The 15,965-nt window shown below is 68.7% G+C and carries 18 protein-coding genes; 7 read left to right on the top strand and 11 right to left on the bottom strand.

The features are described from left to right. The first annotated feature begins 3 nt into the window (after positions 1-3). From B9S64_RS30605 to B9S64_RS30620, 4 genes are all read left to right on the top strand, one after another. On the top strand, positions 4-663 hold the full coding sequence (locus B9S64_RS30605) for a hypothetical protein (RefSeq protein ID WP_103492146.1): 660 nt from the start codon (positions 4-6) through the stop codon (positions 661-663). Then, positions 663-2,159, top strand: a complete 1,497-nt coding sequence (locus tag B9S64_RS30610) for a proton-conducting transporter membrane subunit (protein WP_103492147.1) — start codon at positions 663-665, stop codon at positions 2,157-2,159. Before B9S64_RS30605 ends, B9S64_RS30610 begins: the two co-directional genes overlap by 1 nt. Positions 2,160-2,163: 4 nt before the next feature. Beyond that, entirely contained in the window at positions 2,164-3,681 is a 1,518-nt protein-coding gene (locus tag B9S64_RS30615) for an NADH-quinone oxidoreductase subunit C (protein WP_103492148.1), read from the top strand. Positions 3,682-3,803: 122 nt separating this feature from the next. Next, complete coding sequence (locus B9S64_RS30620; protein WP_258037921.1) at positions 3,804-4,205, top strand: universal stress protein; 402 nt, start codon at positions 3,804-3,806, stop codon at positions 4,203-4,205. Positions 4,206-4,544: 339 nt separating this feature from the next. Here the strand turns inward: B9S64_RS30620 and B9S64_RS30625 are convergent, their stop codons facing one another. The 5 genes from B9S64_RS30625 to B9S64_RS30645 form a co-directional block, all read right to left on the bottom strand. Beyond that, positions 4,545-5,180: a carbonic anhydrase gene (locus B9S64_RS30625; RefSeq protein WP_103492185.1), complete on the bottom strand. Its 636-nt coding sequence runs from the start codon at positions 5,178-5,180 to the stop codon at positions 4,545-4,547. A gap of 371 nt (positions 5,181-5,551) precedes the next feature. After that, the gene (locus tag B9S64_RS34680; protein ID WP_181012347.1) at positions 5,552-5,722 is read right to left on the bottom strand and encodes a DUF6126 family protein; all 171 of its coding nucleotides are present in this window, start codon (positions 5,720-5,722) and stop codon (positions 5,552-5,554) included. A 233-nt stretch (positions 5,723-5,955) separates the two neighbouring features. Further along, a complete protein-coding gene (locus tag B9S64_RS30630) occupies positions 5,956-6,414 on the bottom strand; it encodes an ATP-binding protein (RefSeq protein ID WP_308460763.1) in 459 nt (152 codons plus the stop codon). Beyond that, positions 6,411-6,767, bottom strand: a complete 357-nt coding sequence (locus tag B9S64_RS30635) for a metalloregulator ArsR/SmtB family transcription factor (RefSeq protein ID WP_308460764.1) — start codon at positions 6,765-6,767, stop codon at positions 6,411-6,413. The genes B9S64_RS30630 and B9S64_RS30635 overlap by 4 nt, the downstream gene beginning before the upstream one ends. Positions 6,768-7,238: 471 nt before the next feature. Beyond that, the gene (locus B9S64_RS30645) at positions 7,239-8,456 is read right to left on the bottom strand and encodes an NADP-dependent isocitrate dehydrogenase (RefSeq protein WP_103492151.1); all 1,218 of its coding nucleotides are present in this window, start codon (positions 8,454-8,456) and stop codon (positions 7,239-7,241) included. Positions 8,457-9,365: 909 nt separating this feature from the next. Here B9S64_RS30645 and B9S64_RS30655 point away from each other — a divergent pair. Further along, positions 9,366-9,929, top strand: a complete 564-nt coding sequence (locus tag B9S64_RS30655) for a DinB family protein (protein WP_103492153.1) — start codon at positions 9,366-9,368, stop codon at positions 9,927-9,929. A gap of 11 nt (positions 9,930-9,940) precedes the next feature. On the opposite strand, the gene B9S64_RS30660 is transcribed toward B9S64_RS30655, so the two are convergent. The 3 genes from B9S64_RS30660 to B9S64_RS30670 all read right to left on the bottom strand — a co-directional run bounded on the left by B9S64_RS30660 (position 9,941) and on the right by B9S64_RS30670 (position 12,291). Then, positions 9,941-10,522 (bottom strand): transposase family protein, encoded by a 582-nt coding sequence (locus B9S64_RS30660; RefSeq protein ID WP_258037922.1) that lies wholly within the window; start codon positions 10,520-10,522, stop codon positions 9,941-9,943. A gap of 297 nt (positions 10,523-10,819) precedes the next feature. Then, positions 10,820-11,269, bottom strand: a complete 450-nt coding sequence (locus B9S64_RS34685) for a hypothetical protein (RefSeq protein ID WP_181012348.1) — start codon at positions 11,267-11,269, stop codon at positions 10,820-10,822. Beyond that, positions 11,266-12,291 (bottom strand): NUDIX hydrolase, encoded by a 1,026-nt coding sequence (locus B9S64_RS30670; protein WP_258037926.1) that lies wholly within the window; start codon positions 12,289-12,291, stop codon positions 11,266-11,268. The genes B9S64_RS34685 and B9S64_RS30670 overlap by 4 nt, the downstream gene beginning before the upstream one ends. 84 nt (positions 12,292-12,375) lie before the next feature. Between B9S64_RS30670 and B9S64_RS34250 the strand changes: the two genes are divergently transcribed. Beyond that, entirely contained in the window at positions 12,376-12,819 is a 444-nt protein-coding gene (locus tag B9S64_RS34250; protein WP_146060138.1) for a hypothetical protein, read from the top strand. Between the two features lie 48 nt (positions 12,820-12,867). On the opposite strand, the gene B9S64_RS30680 is transcribed toward B9S64_RS34250, so the two are convergent. Continuing rightward, complete coding sequence (locus B9S64_RS30680; protein WP_181012349.1) at positions 12,868-13,599, bottom strand: restriction endonuclease; 732 nt, start codon at positions 13,597-13,599, stop codon at positions 12,868-12,870. A gap of 17 nt (positions 13,600-13,616) precedes the next feature. Beyond that, entirely contained in the window at positions 13,617-13,826 is a 210-nt protein-coding gene (locus tag B9S64_RS30685; RefSeq protein WP_037881202.1) for a hypothetical protein, read from the bottom strand. Between the two features lie 342 nt (positions 13,827-14,168). On the opposite strand from B9S64_RS30685, the gene B9S64_RS30690 reads away from it, so the two are divergent. Continuing rightward, complete coding sequence (locus tag B9S64_RS30690; RefSeq protein WP_103492156.1) at positions 14,169-14,882, top strand: transposase family protein; 714 nt, start codon at positions 14,169-14,171, stop codon at positions 14,880-14,882. Between the two features lie 13 nt (positions 14,883-14,895). Here the strand turns inward: B9S64_RS30690 and B9S64_RS30695 are convergent, their stop codons facing one another. Beyond that, positions 14,896-15,447 carry a hypothetical protein gene (locus B9S64_RS30695; protein ID WP_258037923.1) on the bottom strand — a complete coding sequence of 184 codons (552 nt, stop codon included), beginning with the start codon at positions 15,445-15,447 and terminating at the stop codon, positions 14,896-14,898. Between the last annotated feature and the right edge of the window lie 518 nt (positions 15,448-15,965).

Here is a 15,965-nt window from a genome sequence, read left to right on the forward strand (position 1 = left end):
ACAGTGAGCGACAGCCTCTACACCCAATTGCTGGACCTGGCCTGCGGAGCGTTCCTCCTGGCGGCGGTCGTGGTGCTCTGGCGCCGCGACCTCGCCTCGATCGTGCGGGTCTTCGCGCTCCAGGGCGTGGCCCTCCTGGCCATCGCCACCCTGCTGGGCGTGCACGAACAACGGTGGGACCTGCTGGCCGTCGCGGCCGGCATCGGTGTCCTGCGCGCCGGGGTCTTGCCCTACCTGATGCGTCGGGCACTGGCAGCCAGCGGCGAGATCCGCGAGACCCAGCCCCTGGTCAATGTCGCGGCCTCCATGCTGACCGCGGCGGCCCTGACCCTGCTCGCCTATGCGGTCTCCCGCCCCCTGGTCGCCCTCGACCCGTCCCCCGCGACCCAGGCGCTGCCGGTGGGACTGGCCGTGGTCCTCATCGGCTTCTTCATCCTGGTCACCCGGCGCCGTGCCCTGTCCCAGGTCGTCGGCTTCCTGCTGCTGGACAACGGCATCACCGCCGTGGCCTTCCTGGCCGCCTCCGGGGTGCCCTTGATCGTCGAACTCGGCGTTTCCTTCGACGTCCTGCTCGCCGTGCTGGTCCTGCACATCCTCACCACCCGGATGCGGGCGGCCTTCGGCCGCACCGACATCGACGACCTGCGGGAGCTGCGCGACTGATGACCCCCGCCACCACCACCGCCCTGCTGACCGCCCCGATCGCCGTACCGCTGGCCACTGCGTGCCTCTACGCGGGCGCCCGCCGGCGCAGCCTTACCGCATGGGCCGGACTCCTCTCTCCAGCCACGATCCTGGCCTGCGGAAGCGTGCTGGCCACCAGCATCCCGGGCGATGGACCGCTCACCATCCCCGGCTCCCTGCTGCGCGCCGACGCGGTGACAGCGTGGATGCTGCTGGTCGTCGGCGCGGTTGCCGCCCTCGCCTGCGCGTCCAGCCCCGCCTACCTCGCACACGAGCATGCCTCCGGGCACGGCGATCCAGGCGCCGCCCGGCAGTACAACGCCCTGGTCCACGGCTTCCTGGCCGCCATGTGCGCAGCCGTCCTGGCCGCAAACCTCGGGGTGCTGTGGGTCGCCATCGAGGCCACCACGATCGTCACCGCGTTCCTGGTAGGACACCGCCGCACCCGCGCCTCGGTCGAGGCGGCCTGGAAGTATGTCGTGATCTGCTCGGCAGGAATCGCCCTGGCGTTCCTGGGCACCGTACTGATCTACTACGCCGCCCGGCAGGCCGGCATCCCAGAGGCATGGGCGCTGGACTGGCCCACCCTGGTGTCCCGGGCGGACCGCCTCGACCCGGACGTCACCCGGCTCGGCATCGCCCTGATCATCCTCGGCTTCGGCGCCAAAGCCGGACTCGTCCCCCTGCACGCCTGGCTGCCCGACGCCCACAGCCAGGCCCCCGCCCCCGTCTCCGCCCTGATGTCCGGGGTCCTCCTGGCGGTCTCCTTCACCGCCATCCTGCGCTACAAGGTGATCGCCGACGCGGCGCTGGGCCCAGCTTTCACCCGCACCCTGCTGACCGGTACCGCCCTCCTCACCCTGGCCCTGGCCGCCGCCCTACTGCTCGGCCAACGCGACTACAAACGCATGCTCGCCTACTCCAGCATGGAACACATGGCCCTGATCGCCCTCGGCGGCGCCATCGGCAGCCCCCTGGCCATCGCCGCGGTCCTGCTGCACATCGCCGGCCACGGACTGGCCAAAACCGTGGCCTTCACCTCCTCCGGCCACATCCTGCACCTGCAGCGCACCACCCGCATCGGCCGCGTACGTGGCCTGCTCGCCCGTGCCCCCGGCCTCGGCGCCCTCTTCGCCCTGGCGACCCTGGCCCTGCTCGCCCTGCCCCCCTTCAGCCTCTTCGCCTCCGAACTGGGCATCGCCCGCGCCGGATTCGCCGCCGGAATGGGCTGGCCCACCGCCATCGCCCTGGTCCTGGTCCTGGCCGCGTTCGCCGCCCTGTCCGCCCGCACCGCCCGCATGCTCCTGGGCCCCGCCCCCGCCGCACCCGGCACCCCCGCCGTCCCGGTCCGGCTCGGCGCCGCCGCCGGCATCCCGCTGGCCATCGGCCTGCTCGCGTGCGCGGCCCTGGGCATCACCACCGGCCCGCTCACCCGACTCCTGGCCGACGCCGCCGCGATCCTCGGAGGGCACTGACCCCATGCACCCCCAGCCACCCCACCGCACCCAGACCGTGATCAGCGCCGCCGACCTGCCCGACCGCGCCAAGGAACTCCTCGACGACGGCCAGCGGCTCGCACTGGTCGCCGCCCACCACGACGACGCCGGCACGCCGGGCGGTCGGGCCGTCCGCGTGGTCTACCTCTTCGCATCCGGGCCACCCGACACCCGCACCGAACTCCACGTCCGCCTCGATCCGGACACCCCCCAGCTGCCCACCATCGCTCATCTGTCCTTCCCCGGCGGCCGGTTCGAACGCGAAATGGCAGACCTGCACGGCATCACCCCCCTCGACCACCCCATGCCCCGCCGCCTGGTCCGCCACTTCCACTGGCCCCGCAACTGGTACCCGATGCGCCCCGACGCCGGACCCCCACCGCCCTTCACCGAACCAGAAGGCCCCTACCCCTTCCTGGAAGTGCAGGGCGCAGGCGTCTACGAGATCCCGGTCGGACCGGTCCACGCCGGAATGATCGAACCCGGACACTTCCGCTTCTCCGTCGTCGGCGAAACCATCATCAAACTCAAAGCCCGCCTCTGGTTCGTCCACAAGGGCATCGAGAAGCTCTTCCAAGGCCGCACCGTCGAGCGCGGCCTGCCGCTCGCGGAACGCATCAGCGGCGACACCGCGGTCGGACACGCCCTCGCCTACTGCCTCGCCGTCGAAGAAGCCACCGGCATCCACGTCCCGGCCCCCGCACGGCGCGCCCGGGCCCTGCTGCTGGAACTCGAACGCCTCCACAACCACATCACCGACATCGGCGCCCTGTGCAACGACGTCGGCCACTCCATCCTCAACACCCACGCCCTGCGCATCCGCGAACAGCTGCTGCGCCTCAACCACGAGACCACCGGACACCGACTGCTGCGCGACGGCGTCGTCATCGGCGGCGCCCAACTGCGCTCGGTACCGGACCCGGCACGAATGAAAGCCATCGGCGAAGACATCCGCGAGATCACCGCTCTCGCCCTGGGCCACAGCACCGTCCACGACCGATTCACCGGCACCGCACAGCTCAGCACCCAGGCCGCCCAAGATTTGGGATGTCTCGGGTACGTGGCCCGCGCCAGCGGCCTGCCCGCCGACGCCCGCGTCACCCACCCACTCCTCGACTACGGTCCAGCGCTCACCATCCCCGTCCACACCAGCGGCGACGTCCTGGCCCGGTTTCTCCTGCGAACCGAGGAGATCGACGCCTCCCTTTGCCTCATCGCCCACTTCGCCGATGGCCTGGCCCCCTTGAGCACCACCGCAGGCACGCCCCCACCCAACCCCACCACCACAGGGTCCGGTGTCGGCATCGTCGAGGGCTGGCGCGGCACCATCACCACGCGCATCGAACTCGCACCCGACGGCACTCTGCGCCGCGTCAAGCCCGTCGACCCGTCCTTCTTCAACTGGCCGGCCCTGCCCGTCGCGCTGGGCGACACGATCGTCCCCGACTTCCCGCTGGCCAACAAGAGCTTCAATCTCTCCTACGCCGGAAACGACCTATGAACCAGTGGCCCCCGCATATACACCCCAGCGGCGAACACCCCCCGCACCAGCCCGGTGCGACACCAGCCCCCGGCACGGCGCGGCCTGACGGGCACGACCCGTGCTTCCGGCACGGCGTCGTCGTGGGATACACCGGATCCCCCACCAGCGAACGCGCCCTCGCGTACGCCTGCGGCATGGCCGGGCGAACGGGGGCGGGCCTGATAATCGTCCACGTCTCCCACACGTGGCCGCTCGCTGACTGGTGGCACGGTGGTGAAGCACTGATGGCCCCAGATATGCCCGACATCGGAAACGACGTCCTCACTGCCGCGCTGACCCACAGTGGAGAAATGTCGCAGAGCCCGCGGGCCACCATTCATGCGAGCGGCGACGTCTGCCTCGAACTCGACGAGATCGGCAGACACTACGCAGCAGACGCCATCGTCGTCGGCGCCAGCCGCGGCATCGCCGCAAGGCTCTTCGGCTGTGTCGGCAGCCGCCTGACCGTACACCCGCGCCGGCCCGTCATCGTCGTCCCCTGACCCACGGTGAAACGATCCGGCCACGCACGAGGACAGTTCGCGGTTAAGAGCCTCGCAGGTGGCGAATGGCGAATGGCCTGGCGAGCGACCCAGTCGATGCTGTCGGTCAGAGCTGGATCCGGCGCGGGCAGCGGCGCATCCGCAGAGATGGTGGCCAGCAGCTGGGCCACGGCTGCCAGGACGTCGATGCCCACCCGCAGGCTCTGGGTGGCCACAGCAGCCGTGAGAATCCCGGGCAGCGCGGTGAGCGAATCGGTCACAGTCGGCGCGTAGATGACGGATCATGACTGTGTCACCGCCCAGTCGGTCATAAGCGTTCTATGTGTGGGCTCTAAACGGTTACCGGCCGAGGCTTGGGTCCAGGAGCCCGTGGCTGGCGACGAGGTTGGCGGTTCCCTCGGCCAGTCGGTATGAGAGACCCACGACCGCGCACCGGCCCGCGGCCACCTCGGTAGCCAGCAGCACCGAGCGTTGCACCAGCCCGTCGACGGTGCGCTGGATGTGTGCGTCCACGAACTGATCGATTTCGGTGGAGCCAGCCGCCCGTGCCGCGAGCACGCTGGGCATCACGCGCTCGACCACGTCGCCCAGGTAACCTGCCGGAGCGATACCGTCGCGCTCGGCTTCCGAGGCCGCGGTGACGGCGCCACAGGAGTCATGTCCAAGGACCACTACCAGCGGTGCGCCGAGAACGTGGACGCCGTACTCGATACTGCCCAGTACCTCGGCCCCCGCGACGTGGCCGGCGGTGCGCACCACGAACAGGTCGCCCAGGCCGCGATCGAAAATGATCTCGGCGGCCAGCCTGGAATCCGAGCAACCGAAGAGCACCGCGAACGGACGCTGCCGCGCGTACTCCGAACGGCGATCGGCATCCTGGTTGGGGTGAAGGCGCTCACAGTGAACGAAGCGGGCGTTCCCCTCCAACAGAGCGGCGAAGGCTTCAGCGGGTGATGAGGGAGCGACGTCGGGCATGCCCGTAAATCTACCGGACTCGCGGCGAGGGGCCTCGGCCATCCCTGTCCGGGGCGGTGACCGGATCACCGAGTGCCCGCACCTGCCGGAGCACCATGAACCGGGTGCTGATGATGCGCCTGCTTGCGGGCGCCGCGCTGCCGCGAGGCTGTGGTCCCTCTCACCATCATCGCCGTGCCGGATACCCCGGTGTCCCAGGTGTCGGGCTCGCCGACGTGTCACGTGATCACGGATGTAGCCCGGTGGGGGTCGCCCCAGTTGAGTCCTACGTAGCGCACGTCTGCAAGCACGTCATCGAAACTGTGCGAAAGGCCGACGAATTCCTTGTGGGTGCTGAGCCGCAGCCCGTCCCGCGTCAGGGGCCGTTCAGTTCACTTGTGTGCATGCTCACCCAGGTAGAACAGGAGCCAGATGAAGCCGGCGAAGACGTGCGTTCCGCCGATGTAGAAGAGGGCACGCAGCGCGACCCCCTTCTCCTTCCACTCCTCGCTTCCGCCGCCGCCTTCTTCGCTCGGCGGGGTCCCCTGGGACTCGTTACTCACGGTACTTCTCCTTTCACTCGTCTGGCTGTGGCGCGGTACTGGTATCGGGCCGGTCTCGTGATCGGCGGCGGCCACGCTGTTGCAGGGACGGACGCGCACTTTCACTCCGTGCCGGCCGGCCCACTCGACTAGCCTTCGCACCTCGACCGCGTCCGCGGTGTGGGTGACATGACCGTCGTCCGCGTTCAGGTAGGTGATCTCAAAACGCGCCGCGGTATCCCTCATCTCGCCGCTCACCCTGCGCCAGGGAGCTGGAAGCGGACCAGAACCGTCTTGCCCCGCCCTTTCGCAGCGGGCCCGACGCTGACGTCACCGGCGTACTCGGACGCCAGCTCAGCCACCGTCTGCAGCCCCCCGCCACGCGGGCCGCCCTCCAGATCGATCATGTGCGGATCCTGATCGCCCACCCCGATCACCAGCTGCCCAGCCGCCACCGTCACGGTGACCTCAGCCTCCGTGCAGCCTTCGGCTGCGTGGCGCACGGCGTTGAAGACGAGTTCGCTCACCACCAGCAACGCGGCGTCCACAAGCGCGGACCCGGGGTTCACTCCGAACGAGGCGATAGCCTCCGCGGTGCTGATACGCACCGCGCGCACGGATCCCGGAACCAGGGGCACCGATATCGCATGGCGTTGCACGTTCGGAAGGGCACGCACTCCTGCCCGCCCCTGTTCGGGACCACCCCAGCTCACGACGCACCTTCCTTGGCACCGCTGGCGTGCAGCTGCGCCAACAGGTCCTGCTGACCGGCGAGCAGCACCGTCAAAATCCGCCGCGCGGCCCCCATCAACTCCGTGACATCCCCGCCGGCCAGCTCGTAGACCACGGTCGAGCCACCGCGGGTCGCGGTCACGATGCCCGAACGACGCAGCACCGCGAGCTGCTGGGAAAGGCTCGACGGCTCGATCTCGATCGCAGCCAGCAGATCCCGCACCGGCATCGGGCCCTCCTGCAACAGTTCCAGCACACGGATCCGCACCGGGTGCCCCAGCATCCGGAAGAACTCGGCCTTCGCCTGGTACAGCGGAACCTGCGCCCCGCTCACCGCGGCCCCCCGCTACTCACTTCACAGCGCAGCCCCACCCCGTGCTCGCGCGCGACCCTCTGCACGTCCTCCAGCACGTCGCATGCCACAGCCACCTCGAAAGCGTCCTCGCTGCGGTGCGCAGTCTCAACATCAGCCCGCGCCGCCCGCAGCCGCTCCCGTACCGCCCCTGCGAACTCGCCCACCCCGACCTCCGCAGCCTGCGCCACTTGGGCACATATGAAACTAACCAATTGAAGAATTCTTCAATTGTAGCGTGCCCGAGTGGCCGCGAGCCTAGATCCTTCCGGGCTTAGCGTCCTCCCGTCGGATGCTCGGCGCGCACAGCGGCAAGCTGGCCGTGGTGTCACGGCGGCTCAGCCGGTCCGCGAAAGCGATGACGCAGTGCTCGTCACGGGCCCAGGGGCGGCCGGTGGGGCACAAGCGGCCCGCATCCCCACGGGGGAAACGGGCCGCCATCGTACGTGGGACTCAGGCCGCGGTCTTCTTCTGCAGATTGCTGTCGAGCGCGTCCAGGAACTGCTCCGTGGTCAGCCACGGGGCGTCCTTGGAGATGAGCAGCGCCAGGTCCTTCGTCATCATGCCGCTCTCGACGGTCTCGATGCAGACCCGCTCCAGGGTCTCGGCGAACCGGGTCACCCCGGGGGTGCCGTCCAGCTTGCCGCGGTGCGCCAGGCCACGGGTCCAGGCGAAGATCGACGCGATCGGGTTGGTCGAGGTCGCCTTGCCCTGCTGGTGCTGGCGGTAGTGGCGGGTGACCGTGCCGTGAGCAGCCTCGGCCTCGATGGTTTTGCCGTCAGGCGACATGAGGACGGAGGTCATCAGGCCCAGCGAGCCGAAACCCTGCGCCACGATGTCGGACTGCACGTCGCCGTCATAGTTCTTGCAGGCCCAGACGTACCCGCCCTCCCACTTGAGAGCCGAGGCGACCATGTCGTCGATCAGGCGGTGCTCGTAGGTGAGGCCCCTGGCATCGAAGGCGTCCTTGAACTCGGCGTCGAAGACCTCCTGAAAGATGTCCTTGAAGCGGCCGTCGTACTTCTTGAGAATCGTGTTCTTCGTCGACAGGTACACGGGGTACTCGCGGGCCAGGCCGTAGCGGAACGAGGCACGGGCGAAGTCCCGGATCGAGTCGTCGTGGTTGTACATCGACATCGCCACGCCGGCATCCGGGAACTCGTGGACCTCAAGTTCGATCGGCTCGGAGCCATCCCTCGGGGTGAAGGTCATGGTCAGCGTGCCCGGACCCGGGACCTTCAGATCGGTGGCGCGGTACTGGTCGCCGAAGGCGTGGCGGCCTATGACGATCGGCTTGGTCCAGCCCGGTACCAGGCGCGGCACGTTGTCCATGATGATCGGTTCACGGAAGATCACACCCCCCAGGATGTTACGGAGCGTTCCGTTCGGTGAGCGGTACATCGCCTTGAGGCCGAACTCCTCAACCCGCGCCTCGTCCGGAGTGATCGTCGCGCACTTCACGCCGACGCCGTACTCCTTGATGGCGTTCGCCGCGTCGACCGTCACCTGGTCGTCGGTAGCGTCACGGTGCTCGATGCTCAGGTCGAAGTACTTCAGCTCGACATCAAGGTACGGAAGGATCAGCTTGTCCCTGATGAACGACCAGATGATGCGGGTCATCTCGTCACCGTCAAGCTCAACAACCGGCCCAGTCACCTTGATTTTCGCCATGTACGGAACATCCCTCTCGAACTTCGGTCGTCGAGTCCGATTCAGGACCCCACATCAAGTATCTCGGTATCAAGATACTTGATGCCGAGATACTGATGTGATTTCCAGGCGCTGAAGCCTCAGCAGATGCCAGGCAGGGCGCGGTCATCCCCGGCGGACATCGGGGCTGCACCCTCTGAGCGCAGCGCCGAACATCTCGACCCCGGACGGGAAGCCACCTCGCCAGCCCGACGGCCCGGACAGTTTCACCGTCCGTCGGACAGCCAAGATGCATCAGCCTGCCGCGCCACGGAGCCAGGCATCAGGGCATCCACTCATGCGTGGGACGTGCGCACCGACCCGACGCGCACTGCGCGTCCATCTCCCGTGGCCGCCCGCCATACCCTGTTTCCCACTCTGGCGCCACGCAGTCGCTTTGATCGCTGGATGGGGACTCGTCTGTACTCGCAGGGGTGCGCAGGATGAGGACGGACATGTCATCGTGGCCGTCGCTGGGATGGTGCTCGGCCAGGGCGCTGCACAGTTGATCAACTGGAGCACCCGCATGCCGGTAGGCGGTCACAGCAAGCGAGTCCAGCTGTCTATGGAGCGATGGGCGCCTCATGCGCGGGGCACCAGGACCTGCCCGGGGGCGGCTGGGGCAGGTGGTCGTCTATTGAGTCTTCGCCGTCCTCGAACATGCAGGTCGGAAGCTCTGGAGTGGCGCTCCATGCTGATCTCGGGCGGGAGTCCGCGGACTTGATAATCCGTCATGTCATCGGTCGAGGCTGAGCCGCTCGCGGCGGCGCGGCCCGAAGGGCACATCAGGCCCCAGCATCATCTCCCGGTGCGGTACGTCTCGCTGCCCACGGCCGGCGACGGCGTCCGCGAGGGGCGCAGCCAGGTCTCCGTTGTATGTAATGTGCGGAAATGAAAAGAAGCGTGCGACTCGCTGACCAGTTGGACTGGTACTGGAGCAAGAACCTGCGGCCACGGTTGGAGGGTCTTACCGACGAGGAGTACTTCTGGGAGCCGGTGCGCGGCTGCTGGAGCATCCGCCCACGTGGCACGTCGGCCGCACCGATGTCGGAAGGTTCGGGGGGATGGACGATGGACTTCGCGTCCCCTGCCCCGGTGCCTGCGCCGGTGACCACGATTGCCTGGCGGCTGGCGCACATCATCGTCTCCTGCCTGGGCTATCGGGTCGGATGGCACTTCGGCGGCAAGGACCTCGAGTCCCAGGCATTCGCCTACGCGGGGACCGCTGACGAGGCGCTAAAACAGCTCGATGAGATGTATGGGAGATGGAACGCGGGGGTCCGCGAGCTCTCGGACGCTGACCTGGACAATCCGCCCACGGTGGGTCCCGAGCGGTTTCCCATGGAGAACCGGGTCCTGCACGTCAACAGGGAGCTGATCCATCACGGCGCCGAGATTTCCCTGCTGCGCGACCTCTACCGCTGGCAGGACGGAGCCGTGCCGCGCCGAATATGACTGATCATCTGTCAGCGTGAGAGCTCGAGGTTCGAGAGCACCAGGAGAGCGCGCAGAAGGTCGGTGGCGCGAGCGGGATCGGTGCGGAGTTTGGTGAGGATGCGCCAGGTCTTCAGGTGCGCGAAGCCGTGTTCGACGGGAGCGCGTGCGGCGGCCAGGACCCGGTTGGCCTGCTTCTCGCCGGGGGTGAGCTTGCGGGCGCGGGTGGCCTTGTAGCCGGTGACGATCACAGGGTCGTCGCCGTCGTCGGTGAGGCCAAGGAAGCCGAGGTCGGCCAGGGCGCCGAGGCCGGCCGCGCGCAGGTGGGTGAGGATGTGCTCGCGGCGGGCGGCGGTGATGTCGTGGGTGCGGCCGGGGCGGGCCGCGGAGATCCAGATCAGGTGGCCGTTTTCGTCCGTGAGGGCAAGGAAGTGCAGGCCGTGACGGCGGTGTTTGCCGGAGTAGTTGGGCCGGTTCGCGGCGCCGGTGGGGATCAGGGTGCCGTCGATGAGGACGACCTCGCCACCCCGTTTCGCGATCTTCTTGCATGCGCGGTCCAGGCGGGGTGCGCGGGCGGCGAGCAAGGATATCAGCTCGTCGCGCCAGCGGCGCACGGTGGTGTCGCCGACGGCGTTGCCGCGGCCATGTCGGCGATGCGCTGGTCGTGGCGGAGCACGGCGAGCACGATGATCACGCACCGTCCGGGCGGCAGGGCTCGCCAGCGGGATCCGATCTACTTCAGGTAGCGGCTCAGCAGATCGGTCCAGTATGCGTTGGTTCTTCGGGACACCGGCAGGCGGCACTGGTAGACAGGGAAGCCGGTGTCCCCGGCGGGCTCGCTGATCCTCTTCATGCACACGTCGAGCCAACGGCCGCCGGGGGCATGCCGGTTACGGGCGCGGCCCTCGTCCCTACGGTGCGATCTGGAAGCGTCCGTCAGGCAGTTTGCGCAGCCAGACCCGCCCGGCGAGCTCGCTCAACTTGCCGCGCAGCGGCTCCATTCGGCCCTTCGCCTCGACCTCGAGGCCAAGCTCGACGCCGACGTCCTTGACCCGGATGGGGCCACCGGCATTCCGCACGATCATCATGAGCCGCTGGTAGTCCGGCGACAGGACCTCCTCGCCCGCGCCCGCCTCCCGGTGTGGGACCAGCAGCACGCCGCGCCCGCCCACCTGCACCGTCGCTGCCTGTCTCTCGGCGTCCAGCTGGGCGTGCATCCGTTCCCACACGCGCATCGCCACCACGAGTTCCTCGCGCTCAGCACGGACCGCATCGAGCCGCTCGGCCAGGAGCTTCTCCTCCTCATCGAGCTCCGCCCGGCGGGCCGCAACGCGTTCGGCGACCTTGTTGATCTCCGTCATCCCGCGAGCCTACGAACCCGTACGACCCCGCGACCTGGAAACGAACAGACCGGCCTTGAACGCCGCTTTACGATCAAGAGCACAGACTGCCGCCCACGACCAGCTCGAGCATGCTCACAGACGATCACGCCACCCCGATGACCAGCGACTTCAAGATGGCGGGGCTTCATTGGGGCGCCGCCCCGGCCAGGACGTCTGAGGAGAAGGACTTCGGATGCCCTTGAGGCCACCGACAGGGAGTTGCGGGTGGGGTCGCGGAAGACGATGTGCTCCTGACTTAGGGCTTCGAAGGGCTTGGCCCGTGTGATGGTGATCTTCCTGTACACGATGCCGGTCACGGTCTCGGCTTGAGACACGAGAGGAATGGACACGCATTCTGCTTGCATAACGTCTGGGGCGAACAGCCACCCCCAGCTCTGGTGGACGGGGAGCCTTGCCGGAGCGGGCCCGTCCTGCCAGGGCCAGTGGTGGACGGCACGACGACGGGTGAAGGCGTTCACACGGTCGAGCAGGGTGGGGGCGAGTGGGCGGCCGTCCTCAAGGATCGCGGGGCCGGCGCCGTTGACGCGGGCGCGCAGAGCGGACAGCGCGCGGCGGGCATCGTCCGGAGACATGAGCGCGGGCAGCTCAGCAGGTTCGACGAAGTCGACGCCCTCGATCTCGCCCGGCGCCGGGCGGATGGACGCGATCCGGTCCTCGTCCCAGACGCCGCCGTCGAAGACGTGCAGCAGTTCACCGGGGAACCGTGCCTCGGGAGAAGTCCTGCGGCCTGCCGGGGACACCCAGTCGACGGCCAGCCCGCGGGTGAGGGGCACCGCGAGGCCCAGCTCCTCCTCGAGCTCACGGGCGGCACCCTGGGCCGGGGATTCGCCGGGATCCAGCGCGCCGCCGGGCAGCAGACGGGTGGGCCGGTAGCCGACGCGCTGGACCAGGATCCGGCCGTGCTGGTCGGTGATCAGTACCGACGTGCCGGCCCACAGGGCGTGGGAAGCGCGCAGCGCACCGTACGCTTCATCGGTCATCGCCACGCCGGGACGTTCGCCGGGTGCGGAAGTCGTGGACATCTCTCTCCGATCGGTGGGGTCCTGCCCGCGGCGGCAGGTCAGGTGGCCAGCTGGGCCGGGGCTGCGGCGGGTGAAATGTTCGGTCTGGATGATCCGGAGTCGCTCGGCTCCGGATGGACGGGCCAGGATGCCGGGCAGGGGCCGCTCACGCGCGATTTCTCCCGCTGCGAGCAGCCGGGACAGCCGTTCGACGGCCGCCCCGCGCTTCTCCGCCGACGCCCTCCCCCGCGAACCGAAGTGTCAGTGGTCGTAGAACCGTCGTGCCCGGACACGCACCGGCCGATCACGCTCAGCCCCAGCGGCAAGCTCGGTGGGGACGTGGACCGGCTGCATGTGTTCTACCGGCGCCTGGGTTCCTTCGAAACCACCAGGCGCGGCGAGTTCAGCGCCGGCAGGGAGAGCATGGTCCGTGTACCACTCGCCTTCGGCGCACCTGCTGAACGGCTGCCAGGCTCCGGCAGCTGCCGCGAGAAGAGCGTGAGCTGAAGCGGCCGGCCTGATCGGCCGGTAGCCCGCCTGACGCCGTCTCGCGGGCTACCGGCCCTTGCGGGGCGGCGGGATCCTCGGCAGGAGCTCCCACAAGGGGCGCCCGCCGCTGGCCCAGGTGGCGAGGGTGCGCCGGTCGGCGAGGTGCATGCGCAGCTGCGTGGCGAGGGGCTGGCAGCGGGTGGAGAAGCGGCCGTTGGTGACGACCAGGACGATGTCGGCGCCGTAGAGCTGGCGGGCGGTGCCGTTGACGCGTTGGAGGTCGGGGGTGCCGACGGCCGAGCCGCGGTCGCCGTCGCGGCGGTGTTTGCACTGGATGACCCAGGCGCGGCCGAGGGGGTCGGTGGCCAGGACGTCGGCGCCGTTGTCGCCGGCCCCGCCGATCTGGCGGGCGTCGGTGCACCCGTCGCGGAGCATCAGATCGCGGATCGCGTACTCGAAGTCGCGGTGGTGCAGGGAATCCAGCTGCGGGAGCCCGTAGCGCAGGGTCTGCTGCCGGACTCGGTCCCATGTCCGCTGCTGGCGATACCGGTGGACCCAGACCGTCCCGCCCACGGTAGCGAGTGCTCCGAGGACGATCAGCGCCCACCAGTTCACCAGCAGCCAGGAGATCACCGCCCACACCAGCGCGAGGCCCGCGAGGGCACCGAATCCGAGCAGGAGCAGCTGGGTGTCGCGCTGCTGCTGCCGGCGCGAGCGGCGACGGCGCGCCGGTGCGCCGCGGCGTGCGGGACGACGTGCTGCGGTCCTGCGGCGGGGTGGTGGGCGGCGGTTGGCCATCGGGCGCGCTCCGGGATTCAGCGGGAGGAGTCGGTGACGCCGGAGGCGAGCTGGCCCAGGAAGTCACCGATGCCCTGGCCCAGTGGGGTCGGGGCGATGACGATGCCGAGCGCGAGCACGATGATCACGGTCAGCTTCTCGTCGTTCCGGCTCCGGGCCTCGGTGCGCCGGCGCAGCCGCAGCAGCACGATGACGGCGAGCAGCACTCCCACGTTGATCGTCAGCACGTTCCTCCGCCCCCGGTCACCCTCGGCCTCGTTCCGACTCCTCTGTGTACCCGTCTCCCTCGTTCCGTGCCTTGCAGTCACTGGATGATGACGTAAAGGGATCGCTTGGCTGAATCGGCACAGCAAAGCGCAGGCAGTGCGTGGGACGGTTACGAAGAGACGATGTACGACCGCGGCCGACTCCATCCGGCCTTGGCCTCAGGTGGCGGGCCGGCCGTCCTGCCGGGTGACCCATCCCTGCGCGCTCCATGGCGATGCCGGCGATCTCGGCGTCGATCACGCCTTGGCAGCGGGGGCCGTGCGCTTGGTCGACCTCCGTCAGCGAACACCCCGCGGGTCACTTTGAGGCATCTCTCCGCCCTTCTCGCAGGTCAACGCCGCCGGATCGGCTCCCGGTGGCGGCGCCTGACCTGTGGTCGGCAGGCCCTGCTCGTCCTGGGCCATCCGCGCTGCGGCGACACCTACGCCCGTCTCGCCGCGGGCTTCCGCATCGGGATCGCCACGGCCTACCGCTATATACGCGAGGCCGTCGATCGCCTGGCCGCTCTCGCGCCGACGCTGGAACAGGCCATGACGACCGTCCGCAAGAAGGCGTACGTGATCCTTGACGGCACCGTGCTGCCGATCGACCGCATCGCCGCCGACACCCCCTACTACTCCGGGAAACACAAATGCCACGGCATGAACGTCCAGGTTCTCACCGATCCGTTCGGACGACTGCTCTGGGCCTCGTCGGCTCTGCCCGGCTCGACCCACGACCTGACCGCCGCGCGACACCACGGGATCATCGCAGCCCTTACTGAAGCAGGACTCCGGTGCTGGGCGGACAAGGCGTATCAAGGCGCCGGCGGACCCGTCCGCGTACCGTTCAGGGGGCGGCACCTCAAGCGGTGGAAGCATCGCCACAGCGCCACCCACGCCAAGATCCGCTGTCTCGGCGAGCAAGCCATGGCCACCCTCAAGAACTGGCGCCTCCTACGCAAGCTCCGCTGCAGCACCAACCGAATCACCGACGTCGTGAAGGCCGTACTCGTCCTCCACCACGCGTCAACATGAGGTTGGACATCGCTCAATACGTCAGCCACTCCGTGTCGGGGATCAAGTCCTCGATCCATTCCTGGCCTCGCATAGCCCACTGAGGAGCAAGGAACACTGGGCGACAGCGGGCGTGGTCACCGTTCTGCTGGCAACGCAGGACCAATCCCAAACTGAGGAGATACGGCTCCCCGCGGGGCCCGAAGCGCAGACCGTCCACATACTCGGGCAGGGTCGGATCCTCAAGTGTCGACGCAGTCTCCTCAAGCCAGGGTTCGAGCTCCGAGGGCAGTCGGCCAACCAGAGGAGTGCCGCCGATGCTTACCTGCGGCCCCCGGCAGGCGTCGACAGCTACTGCGGCCAGCGTCCCAGTCTCCGGGTCGTAATAGGTGTCGATGCCAACCCCGCAGAAGGGGTACCAACGCGCGTACTTCTCGACATCCCATGCATCAATCGGCTCGCCCAGAGCGGCTGAGACTTCCTCCCTGCTCTGACCGAACCGCATGGGCCCCACGGACTTCAACGGATCCCATGTCCATTCAGGACGCTCCCCGTCCCAGAGGAACCTCTCCGCGAACCAGACCAACGAACCCACCCCCGTAGAAGCATGCGTGCAGGAAGCATCCTTGCAAGGCCTGTTGCTGGCGGCACCATGCGCCTGACTGCGTGACCACGAACCCCGGGCGACTGTGGTGGCCTCGCCCGGCCAAGGGGCGCGAGATGTCCGGCAACAGCCCGGTCGCGCTCACTCCTGGTGGCCTCGCATCACGACCATGGTCCGGGCAGCCCTCCTCCACCACGCCTCAGCGTGAGGTTGGAAAAGGCTCACTCTCACAGTACGCGACGAGGCCGGACGGGATCACTCAGCCAGACCGCATGACGACGAAGCTATGCGTACGGAACTGCCGTTGGTGATCTGGGGGCCCGCCCGATTCGGCCCTGGGGTCGACGAGGTTGCCGCGCCCGGCCGCCGGAGCGTTATCCGGAGTCTGGAGCGCGGCAACTTCGTGCACAGGCAGATGGATAACTCCGAGCCACCGAGCTGGTTCCAAGACACGGGAGACTGGGTGGACGGCACTGGGAGGCGAAACTGCACCGGAGCCG

Source organism: Streptomyces sp. SM18, assembly GCF_002910775.2.
In the GTDB taxonomy this organism is placed as follows: Bacteria; Actinomycetota; Actinomycetes; order Streptomycetales; family Streptomycetaceae; genus Streptomyces; species Streptomyces halstedii.

Coding starts and splice junctions, on each gene's coding strand:
- B9S64_RS30610 (WP_103492147.1), top strand. CDS start 663: ATGACCCCCGCCACCACCACCGCCCTGCTGACCGCCCCGATCGCCGTA.
- B9S64_RS30615 (WP_103492148.1), top strand. CDS start 2,164: ATGCACCCCCAGCCACCCCACCGCACCCAGACCGTGATCAGCGCCGCC.
- B9S64_RS30625 (WP_103492185.1), bottom strand. CDS start 5,180: ATGCCCGACGTCGCTCCCTCATCACCCGCTGAAGCCTTCGCCGCTCTG.
- B9S64_RS30645 (WP_103492151.1), bottom strand. CDS start 8,456: ATGGCGAAAATCAAGGTGACTGGGCCGGTTGTTGAGCTTGACGGTGAC.
- B9S64_RS30655 (WP_103492153.1), top strand. CDS start 9,366: ATGAAAAGAAGCGTGCGACTCGCTGACCAGTTGGACTGGTACTGGAGC.
- B9S64_RS34685 (WP_181012348.1), bottom strand. CDS start 11,269: ATGACGGAGATCAACAAGGTCGCCGAACGCGTTGCGGCCCGCCGGGCG.
- B9S64_RS30670 (WP_258037926.1), bottom strand. CDS start 12,291: ATGACCGATGAAGCGTACGGTGCGCTGCGCGCTTCCCACGCCCTGTGG.
- B9S64_RS30680 (WP_181012349.1), bottom strand. CDS start 13,599: ATGGCCAACCGCCGCCCACCACCCCGCCGCAGGACCGCAGCACGTCGT.